Source organism: Ruegeria sp. CDSB117, assembly GCF_059611005.1.
Genome location: NZ_JBXWOS010000024.1, coordinates 1 through 16,939, shown reverse-complemented (window position 1 = coordinate 16,939; position 16,939 = coordinate 1). Strand labels below are relative to the sequence as shown.

Sequence of the window (16,939 nt, the reverse complement as noted above, 5' to 3'; positions counted from 1 at the left end):
TTCCAAGGACGGTGACGCGAGTCGATTGCCAGATTTTCTGTAAAATTCCGTTGGAATTGCGCCTTTCGCAATCCACACGATCCCGCTATGCGAAATTCGCACCACTATGCCGTTTTTTGACCAGATCATTTCTGATTCTTGCCTCAAAATTCCAATTAGTCGCGAAAAACGGAAAAAACTGGACGAGAAATTCGATATTCGCAGTCAAAACCTCAAGTCCCGGCGCGGCGAGACAGAGCCGGCAAGTAGGAAGACCGCGAGAAACGGAAAAACCATGCGCCTGTCGTTGGACTGACGGGTACAGGTGGCAGTGTCGAAGGGAGGACAAATGACAATTGCCGAGGATAGAGCCCAGGCCATTGGAGGGCCTCAGCACGGGCTGACCGCCGGGGCGTATCGCAGCGAAGAGTTCTGGCAGAGGGAATGCCAGACTGTCTTGGCCAAGAACTGGGTGTTCATCGGCTTTGCCCATCAGATGGCCAACACCGGTGATGCACATCCAATCACCTGCGCAGACTTGCCGCTGCTGGCGGTGCGCGGTCGTGATGGCGATATTCAGGTGTTTCACAATGTTTGCCTGCACCGCTGCATGACATTGGTCGACAAGCCTAAGAACGTCGGCAAGCTGATCCGCTGCCCTTATCACGCTTGGGCTTATGACCTGGATGGCCGCCTGCGGGCCGCACCTCATTTTGCCGGAACCGGTAAGCAGGAGTTCGACGGCTTTGACATCAAAAATCATCGCCTCAAGCCTGTACGCACCCATGTCTGGCATGATTGGATTTTCGTCAATCTGGATGGGAACGCGCCTGAATTCGAAGACTATGCCGCGCCTTTGATTAGCCGGCTGGAGGGGATGGATTTCACCAGAGTGGAACCAATTGGCCTGCTCGACTTTGGTGAGATTGGCACCAACTGGAAGCTGATCATGGAGAACTTTATCGAGCCCTACCACGTTCAATTTGTCCATGCTTCAACCACTGATCAGCCGTTGGAAAACCACTATACCATCACCGATGGCACCTGCATCGGCAGCGCCGTGGATCTGAACGAAGAATTGGGCACATCCGGCAGTCTGGGCGTCAGCTCTCGCTATCTGACCCTGTACCCCAATTTCATTCTGGGCCGCTATTTTCCGGATCAGCTGGGCGTCTATCTGAACGTGCCCATCGGTGCCGGAAAAATGCGCCAGTACCGAGCTCTTTACACAACGGAAGGCCAGGAACTGAGCGCCGAGGAAGTACAAGCCCTCAAAAACCTATGGTGGGATGTCCACAAGGAAGATCACGAGATGGTTGAGCGCATGTTTGAGGGCCGCAAATCCCCGGTTGCTGAGGATGGGGGGCTGTTGTCGCCCGCCTGGGAGGACAGCGTCCGCGCCTTTCAGGATCTGATCGAGCGTGATGTGGCCGGTGCTTAAGAAAGAAGGAACAATATCGATGAACAAGTCCATATCAAAAGGGTTTCGTCTGGCCCATACGATGATGCGGGTCACAGATATGGAGAAGTCACTGGACTTCTATTGCGGAATTCTGGGTATGGAAGTGCAGCGGCGCACGGATTACCCCGAAGGCAAATTCACCAATACCTTTGTCGGTTATGGGCCTGAGGCCGAATTTCCCACGCTGGAGCTGACCGCCAATTGGGATCAGGGCACGCCTTATGACAAAGGCGACGGCTGGGGTCACATCTGCATCGAAACGCCGGATGTTTATGCCGCGTGCGAACAGCTGGCTGCAGCGGGGGTAAACATCACCCGTCCACCGGGGCCAATGAAAAACGGCACTAGGGTCATCGCCTTTTGCGAGGACCCTGACGGTTACAAGGTCGAATTGAACGAATCCATACTGAAACACCTGGCACAGGAAGGCTGACCAAATGGGTGACACACCTCAACTTTTCAAATTCGATCTGGTTCAAAATCGCTACGACTCGATGGGCGACAGCGACACCTACATCAAACCGATGGTCACCAGCGAATTCAGCAAGTCCATGTGCGGTGGCATCAACGTCCTGAACAATATCAAGGTGCCTTGGGATCTGACCTGCGACGAGATCATTTATTGCCTTGAGGGCACGTTCCGACTTGTTTGCGATGGCAAAAGCTATGTTTGCAATCGTGGTGACGTGCTGTTTGTCCCCAAGGACAACCACATTTCCTACGAGTCGGACGGCAAATGCGTGATCTTCTATGCCGCCTACCCTCACAACTGGAAACAGCTTGCCGGGATCACGCAGGTTCCGGGCATCGACCCAGACGATTTTGTCCCCGGCTGAACACCTTTTCGCTGAGCGACAGAACAACCGAAACCAGCACCAACACTGAGGGGTCACCCTCGGTGAACCAAATCTGATTGCCATTCGATGGGAGGACGCCGAATGCCCAAAGATAATGCCAGCACCCGCATCTACTACGAGACTTTCCATGACGCTGTCGAGCGTAACCGCCCGCGTATCGCAGAGGTACGGCAACGTCTGGAGGAGGCTGGTGTCAAATACGTGATGGCCGCCTGGATTGACCTGCACGGTATTCCAAAAACCAAACCCGTACCAATGAGTGATTTTGAACCGCTATGCCTTGGAAAAGGCCCGCAATTCGCGGTGCATTCGATTTCGTACGTGCCCGAGCTAAGCCCCGCCGACAGCGATCAGGTGGTGGTTCCGGATCTCGATGCCGTCTACGTCTGTCCGTGGGACACATCGATGGCGATCATCTTCTCGGATCTCTACTGGGAAGACGCACCCTATAATGTCTGCCCGCGTCAGGCCCTGAAACGCGCCATGCACGAGGCGGCGCTGGAAGGGTACACTGGTTACGCCGGGGTAGAACCCGAGTTTATCGTGATGAAATATGACGACGCCGGGCAGCCGGTAAAGGCATTTGACGATGACCCTGCAGATGGGCTTCGTCCGCGTCGTCAGGCATTTGGCTATGATGTTGAGTATTCGATAGACTCGATGCCATTCCTAAAAACCCTGATCGACATCATCGAAGGATTAGGCTGGAACCTGCATGACGTGGTGGCCGAGGGTGCATATTCCCAGTTTGAGCTTGATTTCCACTATACCAACCTGCTGGAAATGTCCGACCGGTTGGCTTTTCTGCGCATCACGTTGAAAGAGGTGGCCAAGCAGCATGGGCTGTTTGTGACCTTCATGCCAAAGCCAACTGTGGGGGACTGGCGGTCCGGGGCGCATATCAACATGTCGATGCAGCATGAAAGTCGCCCCGGCGAAAACATTTTTGAGACACCCGATGGCAACTGGAGCGACGAGAGCCGCTGGGCCGTAGGCGGGCTGATGCAGCATGCCGAAGCAATCACGGCGATCACCTGTCCGACCGTGAACTCCTATAACGGGTTGGTGCCGCGCGTTGGAGGTTTTGAAGGCGGCACCGTCACCTGGGCTCCGACCAATATCACATATGGCTTCAACAATCGCTCCGCCCAGTTCCGCCTGCCGCAAAGCCGTCACTGCATCGAAAACCGTGCCTGCGACATGACCATGAACGTCTATCTGGCAATGGCGATGCATCTGAGCTGCAGTGTGAAGGGGATCAAAGAAAAGACCGATCCGGGCGAACCAACGGATTTTGATCTCTACTCAAAGACCGAAGCTGAACTCGCCGAGCTCGGAATCCGCCGATTGCCGCGGACCCTGTTTAACGCGATCGAGGCCTTGCGTGGCGATGCCATGGCGGAACATGTGATGGGTCCGGTGATGCGTAATTCATATCTCGAATACAAAAACGACGAGTGGGAGCGGTATCACCAATCGGTCACCGATTGGGAAGTGCAGGAATATTTGCGACTCTACTGAGGCAGGAGATGACCAGATGGTGTCGGACTTTGAGATATACGAGCTTGGCGACCTTCCACTTTTGTCGGGCGAGGTATTGAAGGATGCCAGGCTTGCCTATCAGACCTATGGCACATTGTCGGCCGCCCGTGACAACGTCATCGTTCTGCCCACGTTTTACACAGGCACAAATTCCCGTAACGAGGGGTTCTTTGGCCCGGGTCGCGCGATTGATCCAAGCCGCCATTTCATCGTCAGCCCGAACCTGTTCGGCAATGGTCGTTCGTCGTCGCCATCGAATGCGCCTGCGCCGCAGGACGGCCCGCGTTTTCCCTTGGTGCAGATGTGGGACAACATCACTGCCCAGCATCGGTTGATCCGTGATCACCTGGGGATCGATAAAATCGCCCTTGTCGCGGGCTGGTCAATGGCGGGCTGCCAATCCTACCAGTGGGCGGCGCAATACCCGGACATAGTGCAGGCGATCCTGCCTTTCTGCGCCTCAGCCAAAACCTCACCGCATAATTTCGTCTTCCTCGAGGGGGTCAAGGCCGCCCTTTGCGCGGATAAGAGTTGGAACGGCGGCAATTATGACAGCCCACCTGAGGCCGGGCTTAGAGCCTTTGGCCGGGTTTACGCAGGCTGGGCCTTCTCTCAGACCTTCTATCGCGAGGGGCTATATCGGCAGCTGGGATTCCAATCGATGGAAGAGCTGATGCAGGATTGGGAACAGGACCATGTGCAGGGCTGGGATGCAAACAATCTGCTGGCCAAGCTTGCCACATGGCAGGCAGGCGACATCTCAGCCGGGCCGCTTTACAATGGGGATTACAAACTGGCGCTGAGTGCCATCAAGGCTCGTGCCATTCTGATGCCCTGTACTCAGGACCTCTATTTCCCTCCAGAGGACAATGAATTTGAGGCCCACCACATACCTCGCGCCATCTTCCGCCCTTACAATTCCCCTTGGGGTCATTGCGCTGCCAACCCAGGCAATGACAAAGGTTTCACGGCTCAGTTAGATGCCAATATTCGTGAACTTTTAGAAGAGTAATGCTTGGTGAAGAATCGGGGGACCGCAGCCGATATCCAGCAGCCAACCGTGATGCTGAGGGTGCAGCCCGATTTTCCGTCATTCGCTGCATCGACCTGTTCAGGGCGGGCGTTGATTTCGGTGGCGATGGTGCGGGCGATGCGGTCCAAGGATGCCCCCTGAATTCATTTGGGAAGCACGTCTTGGCCAGCCGCTCCGCCAAGGGAAAGAGACGATCGAAGCCGTTAAGCCTGTTCGGCCAAAACCAGCAAATCGTCGTGCAGGGTTTTTGCGATCTCAACGTAACCGCGGGACGTGTTGCGTGCGCGCGCCGCGAAACGTCTTTGCGACGGCAAGCGCGCACCCTGATCGATGATATCGGTAAATAAACGTTCGGCGCGCTCATTATTTGCTGCGGCACGGCCACCGCTGAACTGGGCGGGGTCAAAGGCCAGAATAATCTCGCCGTGATAGGGCGCCCCGCCTTGGCCCTCGGCAAACTCCATGCTTTCCAGGCTGGTCAGGTCGTCTATCAACGGACCAGCCAACAGTTCGATCATGATCGACAGGGCAGACCCTTTGTAGCTGCCGAAGGTCAGCATCGCGCCCTCCATCGCAGTTTGCGGATCGGTGGTCGGATTGCCGTCCTTGTCTATGGCCACGCCTTCGGGCAGGGGCTTGCCTGCCCGGCGATAGAGCTCGATCTCACCACGGGCAAAGGCGCTGGTCGCAAAATCAAAAGTAAACGGATCTTTGCCCTGGCGCGGCCAGCTGAAAGCCAATGGGTTCGTACCCAGACTGCCCCGAGTTCCCCCAGCCGGTGCGACCCAGCTGTGGCTGGGCACCATCGCCATCGCGGCCAGACCTTCTGAAGACAGACTTTCCACTTCGGGCCAAAGGGCCGAGAAGTGAAAACAGCGGTTGATTGCCATTGCAGCAATGCCGTGGGTGCGGGTCTTTTCGATAAGCACAGGCAACGCTTCACGGAAAGCCAGCAAAGACATGCCGCCGCGCGCATCAACACGAACAATGGCATTATCCGAAGGCGCAACAACCGGGGCGACATGCCCGTCAATCTTGCCTGCCTTCATGGTGTCATTGCACATGAACAGGCGGAACAACCCATGAGATTGGCAATCGTCGATCTGGCAGGTCGTCAATACATCGGCAATGGCCGCCGCATGTTCCGGGCCAAACCCCGACTTGGCCAGGATGGACAGGCTGAGGTCCCGGATCTCGTCCAGTGTCAGTGTGACCGTGTCGCTCATGCCGCGCGTCTCCCTTGTCTGAGTTGCACAATGGATAGCGTGGCACTGCGGATAATGGAAACCCGGTTTTTACCGGGGCGGGGGTCACCCCCGCGATTCAGATTGAAGATAGGCAATGACGTCTGCGATGTCTTTGGCGTTTCTCAGGCCAGAGAACTGCATCCTGTTTCCGGGGATGGCACTTTTGGGATCAGCCAGAAAGGCAGCCAGCGTGTCGGTTGTCCAAACGGTACGAGACTGTCGCAATGGGTTCGAGTAGCTGTATCCCGGGGTCTGACCAGCGGCTGTACCAATAATTCCGAAAAGCGATGGACCAACTTCGTGCAGACCCTGTTTCAGCTGATGGCAAGCCCTGCATTTGCGAAACACTTTCTTGCCCGCCTTGATGTCTCCATCGACAGCGGCGACTGCAACAGATGACACTGGCGCGGCTGCGGCCTCTTGTTTTTCCGACTTGAAGATAAATCGCGCCGTGACCGGAACGGTTCTGGTTATGCTCGGCAGATCGGCCAATTCCAGCAATTTGTCGATACCCGCGTTTACGCCTGCGTCTTCCGTGCTGATGAACACCATGTCATTGGTGGATACCATCACAGAGGTATCGGATAGCCGGGCAACAAACATCTCGGCATCAAATTCGATATTCCTGCCCACCAGGGACAAAACCGCCTCGGCATCGACTGTCGTGGTTTCGCCTACTGCAAGTGCCGAAACCTCCTGCATATCGAACTCTGCGACAAGCGACGCGGTGCCGGCATTGCGGAATACGTGTTCGATCATGCGTTCGTTGCGGATATCGACATTGGTCTCAACCGAGGAAAGATCAATTTCAATCTCAGCTTTGCCATCAGGGCTGACGAGACCAGAGAGTTTTGTGAAAGAATTGACCTCACCTACGGTGTCTTTTTTGATCGAACCATAAGCCAGCTGCGAGCCTTCAGGGTCCAGCGTCCAGTTCTGTGCCAGAACCGGGGTTGCAACAATTGTCGACGCGATTGTGACCGCCTTCAACAGAAGTTTCATTTCCTTCCTCCATCTTGTATGTCAGTCCTGACCACGCGGGCCCGGTCCGTGAATGACAAACACACACAGGTCGCGATTTATTCGATGAGTCCCGAAATTAACTCCGAACAGGCCGTGCGCGGCGCAATCCAGACGCATTCCAAGCGGGTCTGGCGGTTTGGTCTTGCACTATCGGGGGCGTCGGACGTTGCAGATGATCTTTTGCAATCGACGTGTCTGCGTGCGTTGGAGCGTCATCATCAGGTCACATCGCATGATCGGTTGGACAGTTGGCTGATGACGATCTGCCGCTCGATCTGGCTGAACGAGGTGCGCGCACGCTCGGTGCGCAAGGCCCAAGCGCTGTCCGTGACGCCCGAAGCCGAATTAATTTCGGTCGGACCGGATTCAGAAACGAATATTTTCGCCGCTGAGGTGTTTACACAAGTGATGCAGTTGCCAGAAGCGCAGCGGGAGACAGTCATGCTTGTGTTTGTTGAGGGATATAGCTACCGCGAGGCCGCCGCGTTGCTGGAGGTTCCGATAGGGACTATTATGAGCCGGTTGTCTAACGCCCGGCAGAAACTGAAAAACGTGATGCAGCATGATGCGGCAGACACCGTTCGACGGAGTGGCAAATGAAGTTTTCCGACGAGACGCTGAAGGCGTATCTGGAAGGCAATGCGGATGCAGCCGAGGCCGCCGCAATCGAAGCGGCGATCGAGACCGATCTTGCGCTGGAACAACGCCTGATGACACTGGACCTGCTGGCACCTGTGGTTCAATCAGTGTTCGAAAACATTCCTGCAGACGCGCCACAGATTGAATTGCCGCAACCAATGCCGGTCAGTACGGCCCGCACCTCGGGCGGCCCCTGGCGCTTGATGGCAGTTGCGGCGTCAGTGGCGGTCGTGGCCGTGTCCGCAACGTTCTGGGCCACACGCCCCGAGCCGATGGGGTGGGCCGAACAGGCGGCAATCTACCAGTCACTTTATTCACCGGACACGATTGCATCATTGGACAATTCTCCGGTTGCGCTTGATGCGCAGTTTGCGCGGGCTGAGGCACAGCTGGGCCGGTCGCTTAACCGGGATGCGCTTGAAACGCTGCCTGGATTGGAATTGAAACGCGCTCAGGTTCTGTCTTTTAAGGGGAAACCTCTGATTCAGGTTGTCTTTGCGGATGATCAGGGTCAGCCGTTGGCGTTTTGTGTGATCCGCCAGGGTGAGGGCGCGCCAGCAAAGGATGTCAAACTTGCGGCGATAAGTGGTGTTGCCACTGCGACATGGGCGCAGGATGGATATGGATATATGCTGATCGGCAGCAGCGAGCAGACCGATCTTGACCAGCAACTGGACATTCTGACGACAACATTCGCCGGCTAACCGGGGGCAGGGCGAAATACGTCTTGTGAACCGCACGAAATGTCCGAAATATAGCGGGCATGACGACGAAACCTGTGATGCCGGACCCGGAAGACGACGACGATGTGGTTGGTCCTCCCAGCATCTATGACACAGATCCGCCTGAGGATGATGATCTTTGGTTCCTCCCCCCGGATGAGGACCTGGCGCAGGATGTTTTTCTGCCGCCCGGTCCGGTGGTCGATCGCCGCCTGCTGTTTGATCCAAGGGACTGGCGTGCGGCCCAGGCCGAGCTGTCTTATGAACTGGCCGAACTGGCGGCCACGTTCGGGGCGTTGGACGAACGTTTGCGCGCAGGCCCGACCGGGTGGGGACACCGGCTGGCGCTGATGGATGTGTCTGATCTGGGTTGGTGGACAGGGGATAGGATCGGTGTCGACCGGCTTGCGTTGTGGGTGGGATTACGGATTGGCGCAACCGGCGATGATGTCCAGGCGATGTTCCGGGCAGGCTGGGCTGTGCGCCGACTAACTGCAGGGGCTGGGCCATCAGAGGGCGGCTGGGCGACTGGCCTGACCGCGTTTCTTGATCGCATGGCACAGGGCATCGAAGACATGCCAGAGGCCGTCGCCGATTTGGCTGAGATTATGCAGAATGTGGAAGGCTTGCATCCCGTCACGCAGGCAGCCATCGGGTTTCATGCTTGGCGCGCCCTTTCGGAAAGCCCTGGTCAGGACACTGAGGCAGCGATCATTGCAGCCCGACATGCTGCGTCGATGGGGCGGGGTGGAGCGATCTTCATGCCGTTGGCGTTGTCGGGTCCGGGGGCGTTGCGTGGGGTTGGTGAGCCGCAGGAAAAACTCGCGGCCTGGATCAGGGGGGCAGGGCAGTCGATATTAGCGGCTTTGTTGCACCTGGATCGGGTCAGCGCCTGGGATCAGCGCGCCCGCGAGGCGACAAGTGACCTGAGCGGCCGCACGCCACCGCGCCTGATCGACGCGCTGACCGCATGGCCCATGGTGTCGGCACCGCTGGCCGAGGCCCTGACACAGGCTTCGCGCGCTGCGGTGCAACGCAATATCGACCGTTTTATGAACCGGGGTTTGATCCGAGAGGTAACGGGGCAGGGGCGTTACCGGGTCTGGACAGCTGCACTGTAGCCTCTGAACAAACTGCGAATTGCCCGGTCGGCAGGGTGAAAACCCCAATTCATTCAGATAAATTCACGTGAACCCACGTTGAAGCGCGATCTCGGACGTATCTTGTCGGGTCATCCAGTTCAGTGTTTCCATCGGGTTGCTTTCGAAGACTTCTGCAGATGTTCCGTAACCGAAACATTTGCACGGCTTAGAAATGATGGGATGACAAAGTATCGATTTTTTAGCGCCGACGGGTCATTCGATCTTCGAAGCTATTTTCGTAGCCTATTGTGAGTGGTTTCGACGGTGCATTTTGATAAGCCGCTTGTGGGTCGCAAAACCAGTCATCCGCGCCGATCCCGTCACTTAGACGCTGCCAATCTGAGAATTTGGTTCCACAATCAAGAATGAAGGACTGGCGTGCGTCGGTCGGTTTCCATTGTGCATGCCTCAGCCTCGAAACTATGCCTTGTCTGGTGAACGTGAAATCCTAGTGCAAGCACTGGCTAACAATCCGCTGTCGCTGATCGATAGCGTGTCGATATTGTGTCACGCAAAATAGGCTTTTCATTCATGTAATTTAAGCCACCTGCCTTGGCAGAACCTACGAATTCGACGTGGGTGGGAAACGCAGATGAGCATCGGTTTGGAATACCGGTACATTGTTTAACATAGGCCCCAGGCGTGACGCTGCACGATGTCCGCGGTATCACAACACGCGCGACAGGAATGCCTTGGTGCGCGGTTCGCTTGGTTGGGAAAAGAGCACCTCGGGCGGGCCTTGCTCCAGGATGCGTCCGGCGTCCAGGAAACACACTTTGTCCGCCAGCTCGCGTGCAAAGCCCATTTCGTGGGTGGCAAGTACCATGGTCATACCCTGCTTTCGCAGGTCCCTCAGCACGTCCAGAACCTCGCCTACCAGCTCGGGATCCAGTGCGCTTGTAATCTCGTCAAACAGCATTATCTGCGGCTCCATCGCCAGCGCACGGATGATAGCCACTCGCTGCTGCTGGCCGCCCGATAGTTGGTCTGGATAGTGCTCCATCCGGTCGCCTAACCCAAAGCGCGTGAAAAGCTGGGTCACCCGCGGGCGCAGGTCATCTCTGCTCAGCCCTCGTACACGATGTGGCGCGAGCATCACGTTTTCTGCCGCCGTCATGTGGGGAAAGAGGTTATAGCTCTGGAACACAATGCCGATCTGTTGACGCACCGGCTGTGGGTCCAGTCCCGGTTCAGAGATGTCTTTCCCGTCCAACCAGATCTCGCCGTCATCGATGGGTTCAAGCAGGTTCATACAGCGCAAGAGTGTGGATTTGCCAGAACCTGAAGCGCCAATCAGGCACACCATCTCGCCCTCAGCTACATCCAGGTCAATGCCCTTGCATACCTCATGATCATCGAACCGTTTCCGCACCCCTCGCAAGGATAACTTGGCTGTCATGTACGGGCCCTGTTCTGTTTATTCACAAGGTAGTCCGCATACCGCGTGGCTGGTATGGTCAGCGCAAGAAAGATAAGCGCTGCGCCCACATAAGGCGTAAAATTGGCATAGAGCGATTTGTAAACACCAGCCTGTCGGAAAATCTCAACCGGGCCGATAAAGGACAATAGCGCTACGTCCTTCTGCAAAGCGATGAACAGGTTCATATTGGCAGGAACGACGTTTCGTATGGCCTGCGGCAGGACCACATAGCGCATGGTGTCCTGATCACTTAGCCCCAACGAGGCCGCAGCGGATCGCTGCGACTGATGGATCGAGTCAATGCCCGAGCGGATCACCTCGGCCACATAGGCCGAATAGACCAAAACCAGCGCCAGCGTGCCCCAAATGTAGGGGCTGTTCCAGGGCCTCGGCAGGCCCAAACCGGGCACGCCAAAGCCAATAATGTAGATTACAAGAACCACTGGCAGGCCACGGAAGATGTCCGTATATGCAATGCCGAACAGCCGCAGCGGAAAAAGCGCAGGTGCGCGCGTGTCCCGACACAGCGCGATAACCAGTCCCGTGATCGCGATCAGCGGTGCAGACCAGGCAAAAATCATCACGTTCATCAGAAAGGCTTCGAGCAATCCGGGAAATGTCTCGGCGAAGACCCGGCCGTTGAAAAACGAGCGTTGTACGGCCTCCCAACCGGGGGCGAGCGGGACGAGGACGACGATGGCAAGAGCCACGCTGACCACCGAAATCAGCGCGATGCGATTTGAGCGACGCCGTACCTCAGCTTCATAAACCTCGCGACGCGTGGGCGTCGCGACAGGGCGCTCAACCGAGTCTTTTTGCAATGATGTTTCTTCCATTTACTCGATGACCGGCACACCTGTAGCCTCGGACAGCCATTGGGTTTCAATCGCGGCAAGCTCGCCGCTTTCGGTCAATTCTGTGATGGCCGCGTTGACGCATTCCTTCAAGGCGTTGCCCTCTTCCATCAAAAGGCCGAACTGATCAGGACTTTCGGATTGCCCCGGAGGGAACTGGCCAAGCAATGCCCCGTTTTCGACCACGACAGCCGACAGATAGAGTGCCGTAGGCAGGTCATAAATTGCGGCATCGATCTGGCCAGCCATGATGGCCGCATTCACATCAGCATTGTCGTTGTAAAGCAGCGGTTCACTCGACGGTTGGATCACGTCGTTCAGCATCGGGATCGCGGTTGTCGTGGCCACAGCGCCCCACTTCAAATCCTTAAGGCCGTCCAACGTCGCTTCTGCACCGGAATCGACAACGTTCTGGGTTGTCAAAACCGCCATGGCCGAGGTGTAATATGGCAGGCTGAAATCAACCATTTCTTCGCGCTCGGGCGTGATCGAGTACTGCTGCATGTTGAAATCAAAGTTCTTTGCGCCGGGCTGAATCGCCTCGTCAAAACTTGTGCGAACCCAGGTGACATTTTCCTGGCCAAAGCCCATTTTTTCGGCGATGGCATAAGCAACGGCAGCTTCAAATCCTTCGCCGCTATCGGGCGCGTCATTCATTACCCAAGGATAGTAGGCCGGATTACCTGTTGCGATTGTCAGGGTGCCCTCTGTTAGGGTCTTGCCTTTGGCGCAGGTCCCATCGTCCGCAGCAAGCACCGAGGTTGTTGAGAAAAGTAAGGCCAGAGCTGGGCCAGCAATCAGTTTCATCAATCTTCTCCCTGTTTTTGTTTGGTCACAGGTTCTTATGCGCAGGGGGATTTGTCTAGGTGTTTGATCCCACGGCGTGATGGCGGGGAATTTTCATTGGAATGAGAGACGGTACAATGAATTTAGCGGCCAATCGCAAATCTTCTCAGGAACCGGTCGAACGGTATCGTTAAGAGATCTGTTACAAACATTTGGCCATTGACCGGACCTGCGTCTTTGCTGCGGCTCAACTGGTGGAAATCGCAAACTCAAAGGAAGCTTGAGCTTTTCTGGAGCACCTGCTCGAAACGGTTCCCTGCCATATCAACACCACCTTGACCGTCAATGGCAGCCAGCTGCAACAACCAGCTTCGCTCGAACTTGACTGAAATCCATGATGCCTACACTTGCGCCACCGATTGAAGACACCAAGTCGCCTCGCTCCATACGAAAAATCTGCAAAATCTGGACTTAAGAATCGTCTCGATTCCTTCTCGATTCGGTCCACCAGATGCCAGTACTAAACAATTGGTTTCGACATCTGGTTGTCCTCAATAATGAAAAGGACTAATTGGAGGTTTTGGTTTGAGAGGATCGCTGTAATCAGTGATCTTCTTTATTAGGATCGGCAAAACAACATGATAGACTTAAGTAAAATTCGGCCAATGCGAAGAAGCCGCAACTACGAGATTTATCAGCATCCGTTTGTTGAGCGCGCGCTGTTGAAAGTCAGAGTGGATGAACCGGTGCGCAACCACGTGATTCCTCGTTATGCCGAGAGACGCTATGGCAACCTCCGTCAGTGGAACCGGGAAGCAAACGAATACTTAGCCGCGCTGACTCGAGGCTGCCCCGAGATTGAACGCCTTGCGGATTTTATGGGGTATGCTGCGACATCTCAAGGACCAGCACTGGTGGTCGAAAAGATGACCGGCCCAGATGGTGATTTGGCACCAACGCTGGAGTCTGAACGGGCCGCATTGGGCGATGATTTGTCAGAGCGCAAACAGCTGCACGGTGAGTTTATGGAACTCATGGACGACCTTGAACGTGGTCGGATTATCGTGGGCGACCTGAGTTTTGAAAACATTGTACGGGCGCAAGAACGCGATGGGAAACTGGTCGTTATCGATGGTTTGGGCGAACGAGTGCTGTTTCCGCTGACGCTGGTTTCTGATTTAGCATTCCGCAAGTCCATCGAGCGTCGTCGGACGCGCATGGGCCAGGCATTTGGTCTGAGCTAGTAACACCCGCTCTGCGACCAACTACTGGCGCCGATTTGGCTTCGCTTCATAAGCCACCGGCCGAATAGGCGCCTTCCTGCCCGAACCAACAAGGACCTGTTGACTCCAATCAACTGGGTTAGCCAAACGATTAGCCTTTTGCGGCGTCTATCAAATCAAAGAACTTTTTTCGAACTTGGCCGAGCTTGCGGTCATTGTAACTGCGAACCCATCTTCGCAGAGGAATGACTTGTTTAGACCCAAAACTGTCAATCCAAACCCATCGCCCGGATCCGTCGGGCCATGTTTGATAGACAAGATTGCCAGTGTTCTTGTTGCTTATGATGACACGTTCATCTGACAGTTGGTCGAAATGTCTATCGAGATCGCTCAGATGCTGAGGGGTGAGACGATCTTCGGCGATTAACTGAGACAGACTTGGGGAAAGCTGCCCATCCGGATCAGAAATGCGTTCATAGACCAGCGCCAGACCCTTGTCTGTCGGTGCAGTGCCAAACACCCTGCAAATGGGCATAACATCCGGGCTTTCCTGATGGCGGACCATCAGAAAAAAGGCTTCATCAAACTCACGCATGAAACCTTTAAAAGCGGTAGCTCTACGAAACAGCCGGTCATACCATTTGTCGGTTACTAGCCTCGAACCTGCATCCATCGTATGAGGTTGTGGAACCTTTAACAGCAACCCCTTATCAAATGGGTGTTCATACACGAATTGCCTGTTTCCCTTCGCGATAACAGGGCTGTTTCCTAGTTCAAGCAAGGTGGGGTTTTGGTGGCATTTCATTTTTTCTGTTTAAGTTGATTGCAGACCAACGCAAGTCGTTTTTTGATCGTTGAAAGCGATAAGACGACGCGAACTACCTTTACTTTCTGGCCGATGGTTATGTCCGCCTGAGCAACCTGACACGGAACGGTTCCGAGTTTACCTATGCTATTCTGCGCCCCGGTGACACGTTTGGTGAGTTGGGTGTATTCCAAAAAAGCCAATATGCAGGCACCGCAACCGCGTTGAATTCTGTCACTGTCTACCGCATTCGCAGAGATGTTCTGAACATGCTCAGCCGCTCCAATATTTCGACCTGTCAGGCCCTGAGCGATCTGGTTGCGGAAAGGTTCCGAACATTCGTTGACGCCACGCGTTGTCTGACACTGAACAGCCTGTCGGCGCGCCTTGCGGAAGCTTTGTTGCGCGTTGCCAGTCAGATCGGCGAGCCGATCTCGGCCGACGGTCGGCAGGCGATCAGGATCGGGGCGTTTGTTACGCAATCCGATATCGGGAGTATGGTCCGCAGTACCCGCAGCAACGTGAATCGATGCCTGAAAGAGTGGGAGCGCGCCGACGCAATTAGGATTCAGGATCGCTCAATCATTATTCTGAATGCATCCTTCCTCGAACGGCTTCATGAAATGGAGTACGGTGCCGTTTCAAGACCCTGAGCGCTGTGAGGCTTTCACAGGAATTCCGAAGCGGCATCGAATGTATCGGTCAGGTTATGCGCAGATCTTAGGGCCCCCGAGAATGCCACTCTGTCGGCATTGCCGCCAGGTCGCCTCGGGCCAAATAAGAAACGACGAAACTGGGAAAACGCTGCTGTTCATAGCGATTCAGCGGGGTTTGTCGAGCACTGTAGACGGGGTGAAATGTGCTCCTTCTGTTGTGCCTGATTGTTCTGATCAGCCTCTCAGCCATTTGACTGCAACCTACACACCTTTGCGACAGGTGACGGCCGAATTAGATGTCGGGGGTCAACGTGCTCGTGCCATGCTGGCAGCCCAAGGAGAGGGGGATCTCTGTGTTGAAGACACCCCGAACTGGTGCCAACTGAATTGCGCAGGCCTCAGTACGCGAGCGATGCGGCTTATTCTTTTGACAACTTAAGGGTGGCATCGGTCGAACCGGTCTTTTTCAAAGACCCGGCCATGTCACTTAAGGCACGATAAACCTCTCCGGCCTGGGGGTGCCAGTTTGCCACGTCGCGTCCCTGAGTGGTCACGACTCGTTCATCTCCGCGCGCGGCCGGGCCCGTCAATGCCTGTTGCGGTCCCAAAGCAACGACATTTTCCGCAGTGCTTTCAAGAAGCCTTGCGTTCAGCAATGGGACCACATCGGCCCTGACCCCGGCTTCGGCCCAGGCTTCGCGCGCGATGGCTTGTAGCACTACTGCAAAGTTGTTCGAGATCACGGCCGCCGCGTGATAAAGGCTCTTGCCATCAGAGCGGATCGAAAAGCACTCGGCCCCCATTCTTTCCAAAATAGGTTGAAGGATAGCTAATGCATCGGCGTCACCTTCAAGGCCGCACAGGGTGCCTGTGAACTGTTTTATCGCTGTATCGGGGTCAGCGAAGGACAGGACCGGATGCACACTGGCCAAACGCCAGCCCAGCTTACGCAACGCGGCCAGCTCATCAGCCGGGAAGAATCCGCTGCAGTGAAATACTGTGGGGCGTTGTTCTATCGTTGTTTGCGTCGCGGCAAGGTCCGAGGCGACGCAAGAGATTTGCGTGTCTGGTACTGCGATAACCCAGAGATCGGCTGGCCGCATATCTGATAGGTCAGTTTCGGCCCGACCTGCGCCGACGCGTTGAACAGCGTTTTCTGCCGAGTTCCGACTTGCACTAAGAACATCTTGTATTTCGCAATCCGCCAAAGAGCTGAGAAGGCTCAGAAATGTCTGACCGACCCGGCCCGCTCCGATCAGATTTACTATGATCCTGTCCATTCTTTTCGGCCTTTGGCGACTGGCTTTGTCAGGACTATGCCTGCGGCGCAGGGCCATTGCAAAGGCCCGGCTTGACAGGATTGCAATTTCAAAGTTTCAGCGACCACCTTTCGGTTTTTGCCGGACATCACCAATCCGATCTAGAAGTCTCAAGGGTCGTTGCGACGGTTTCCGCTATCTCAGTTTCATCAGTTCATCTCTAAATGCCTCGGTTGGAGTTTGCCATCCAAGGCACTTTCTAGGTGTCCCGTTTAGGCGGTCGCAAATCG

At 55.4% G+C, this 16,939-nt stretch carries 18 protein-coding genes and 1 pseudogene; 12 read left to right on the top strand and 7 right to left on the bottom strand.

Annotated features, from left to right (window positions below):
* The first annotated feature begins 328 nt into the window (after positions 1-328).
* The 6 genes from AC2FJC_RS20325 (at position 329) to AC2FJC_RS20300 (ending at position 5,014) form a co-directional block, all read left to right on the top strand.
* A complete protein-coding gene (locus AC2FJC_RS20325; RefSeq protein WP_496741149.1) occupies positions 329-1,420 on the top strand; it encodes an aromatic ring-hydroxylating oxygenase subunit alpha in 1,092 nt (363 codons plus the stop codon).
* A gap of 19 nt (positions 1,421-1,439) precedes the next feature.
* Positions 1,440-1,874, top strand: coding sequence for a lactoylglutathione lyase (gene gloA / locus AC2FJC_RS20320; RefSeq protein WP_496741147.1), 435 nt, complete (start codon positions 1,440-1,442; stop codon positions 1,872-1,874).
* Between the two features lie 4 nt (positions 1,875-1,878).
* The gene (locus AC2FJC_RS20315) at positions 1,879-2,277 is read left to right on the top strand and encodes a cupin domain-containing protein (RefSeq protein WP_108859955.1); all 399 of its coding nucleotides are present in this window, start codon (positions 1,879-1,881) and stop codon (positions 2,275-2,277) included.
* A 102-nt stretch (positions 2,278-2,379) separates the two neighbouring features.
* The gene (locus tag AC2FJC_RS20310; protein ID WP_496724953.1) at positions 2,380-3,819 is read left to right on the top strand and encodes a glutamine synthetase family protein; all 1,440 of its coding nucleotides are present in this window, start codon (positions 2,380-2,382) and stop codon (positions 3,817-3,819) included.
* Positions 3,820-3,835: 16 nt separating this feature from the next.
* Complete coding sequence (locus AC2FJC_RS20305; RefSeq protein ID WP_496741145.1) at positions 3,836-4,852, top strand: alpha/beta fold hydrolase; 1,017 nt, start codon at positions 3,836-3,838, stop codon at positions 4,850-4,852.
* Positions 4,853-4,858: 6 nt separating this feature from the next.
* Positions 4,859-5,014, top strand: coding sequence for a hypothetical protein (locus AC2FJC_RS20300; protein ID WP_496741144.1), 156 nt, complete (start codon positions 4,859-4,861; stop codon positions 5,012-5,014).
* 62 nt (positions 5,015-5,076) lie between these two features.
* On the opposite strand, the gene AC2FJC_RS20295 is transcribed toward AC2FJC_RS20300, so the two are convergent.
* Together AC2FJC_RS20295 and AC2FJC_RS20290 are read right to left on the bottom strand one after the other, a co-directional pair.
* On the bottom strand, positions 5,077-6,099 hold the full coding sequence (locus AC2FJC_RS20295) for an Ldh family oxidoreductase (protein WP_496741142.1): 1,023 nt from the start codon (positions 6,097-6,099) through the stop codon (positions 5,077-5,079).
* Between the two features lie 84 nt (positions 6,100-6,183).
* The gene (locus AC2FJC_RS20290; RefSeq protein WP_496741140.1) at positions 6,184-7,122 is read right to left on the bottom strand and encodes a c-type cytochrome; all 939 of its coding nucleotides are present in this window, start codon (positions 7,120-7,122) and stop codon (positions 6,184-6,186) included.
* Positions 7,123-7,206: 84 nt separating this feature from the next.
* Here AC2FJC_RS20290 and AC2FJC_RS20285 point away from each other — a divergent pair, with 84 nt between their 5' ends.
* From AC2FJC_RS20285 to AC2FJC_RS20275, 3 genes are read left to right on the top strand one after another with little or no spacing between them, the layout of a single operon-like run.
* Positions 7,207-7,743, top strand: coding sequence for an RNA polymerase sigma factor (locus AC2FJC_RS20285; RefSeq protein WP_496724944.1), 537 nt, complete (start codon positions 7,207-7,209; stop codon positions 7,741-7,743).
* Entirely contained in the window at positions 7,740-8,486 is a 747-nt protein-coding gene (locus AC2FJC_RS20280; RefSeq protein ID WP_496741138.1) for an anti-sigma factor, read from the top strand. The genes AC2FJC_RS20285 and AC2FJC_RS20280 overlap by 4 nt, the downstream gene beginning before the upstream one ends.
* Before the next feature lie 59 nt (positions 8,487-8,545).
* A complete protein-coding gene (locus AC2FJC_RS20275) occupies positions 8,546-9,625 on the top strand; it encodes a helix-turn-helix domain-containing protein (RefSeq protein WP_496741136.1) in 1,080 nt (359 codons plus the stop codon).
* A 688-nt stretch (positions 9,626-10,313) separates the two neighbouring features.
* Here the strand turns inward: AC2FJC_RS20275 and AC2FJC_RS20270 are convergent.
* From AC2FJC_RS20270 to AC2FJC_RS20260, 3 genes are read right to left on the bottom strand one after another with little or no spacing between them, the layout of a single operon-like run.
* Complete coding sequence (locus AC2FJC_RS20270; RefSeq protein WP_496741134.1) at positions 10,314-11,045, bottom strand: amino acid ABC transporter ATP-binding protein; 732 nt, start codon at positions 11,043-11,045, stop codon at positions 10,314-10,316.
* The gene (locus tag AC2FJC_RS20265; protein WP_496741132.1) at positions 11,042-11,902 is read right to left on the bottom strand and encodes an amino acid ABC transporter permease; all 861 of its coding nucleotides are present in this window, start codon (positions 11,900-11,902) and stop codon (positions 11,042-11,044) included. Before AC2FJC_RS20265 ends, AC2FJC_RS20270 begins: the two co-directional genes overlap by 4 nt.
* Entirely contained in the window at positions 11,903-12,730 is an 828-nt protein-coding gene (locus AC2FJC_RS20260) for an ABC transporter substrate-binding protein (RefSeq protein WP_496741130.1), read from the bottom strand. It lies immediately after the preceding gene.
* 614 nt (positions 12,731-13,344) lie between these two features.
* Between AC2FJC_RS20260 and AC2FJC_RS20255 the strand changes: the two genes are divergently transcribed.
* Positions 13,345-13,950, top strand: coding sequence for a YrbL family protein (locus AC2FJC_RS20255; protein WP_496724932.1), 606 nt, complete (start codon positions 13,345-13,347; stop codon positions 13,948-13,950).
* A gap of 130 nt (positions 13,951-14,080) precedes the next feature.
* On the opposite strand, the gene AC2FJC_RS20250 is transcribed toward AC2FJC_RS20255, so the two are convergent.
* Positions 14,081-14,734, bottom strand: coding sequence for a YrbL family protein (locus AC2FJC_RS20250; RefSeq protein WP_496741128.1), 654 nt, complete (start codon positions 14,732-14,734; stop codon positions 14,081-14,083).
* Positions 14,735-14,808: 74 nt separating this feature from the next.
* On the opposite strand from AC2FJC_RS20250, the pseudogene AC2FJC_RS20245 reads away from it, so the two are divergent.
* Positions 14,809-15,003 (top strand): annotated as a pseudogene (locus AC2FJC_RS20245) (cyclic nucleotide-binding domain-containing protein); the annotation flags it as partial.
* Positions 15,004-15,387 carry a Crp/Fnr family transcriptional regulator gene (locus tag AC2FJC_RS20240; RefSeq protein WP_496741196.1) on the top strand — a complete coding sequence of 128 codons (384 nt, stop codon included), beginning with the start codon at positions 15,004-15,006 and terminating at the stop codon, positions 15,385-15,387. It begins immediately after the preceding pseudogene.
* 422 nt (positions 15,388-15,809) lie between these two features.
* Here the strand turns inward: AC2FJC_RS20240 and AC2FJC_RS20235 are convergent, their stop codons facing one another.
* Complete coding sequence (locus AC2FJC_RS20235) at positions 15,810-16,727, bottom strand: Rossmann-like and DUF2520 domain-containing protein (protein ID WP_496741126.1); 918 nt, start codon at positions 16,725-16,727, stop codon at positions 15,810-15,812.
* Between the last annotated feature and the right edge of the window lie 212 nt (positions 16,728-16,939).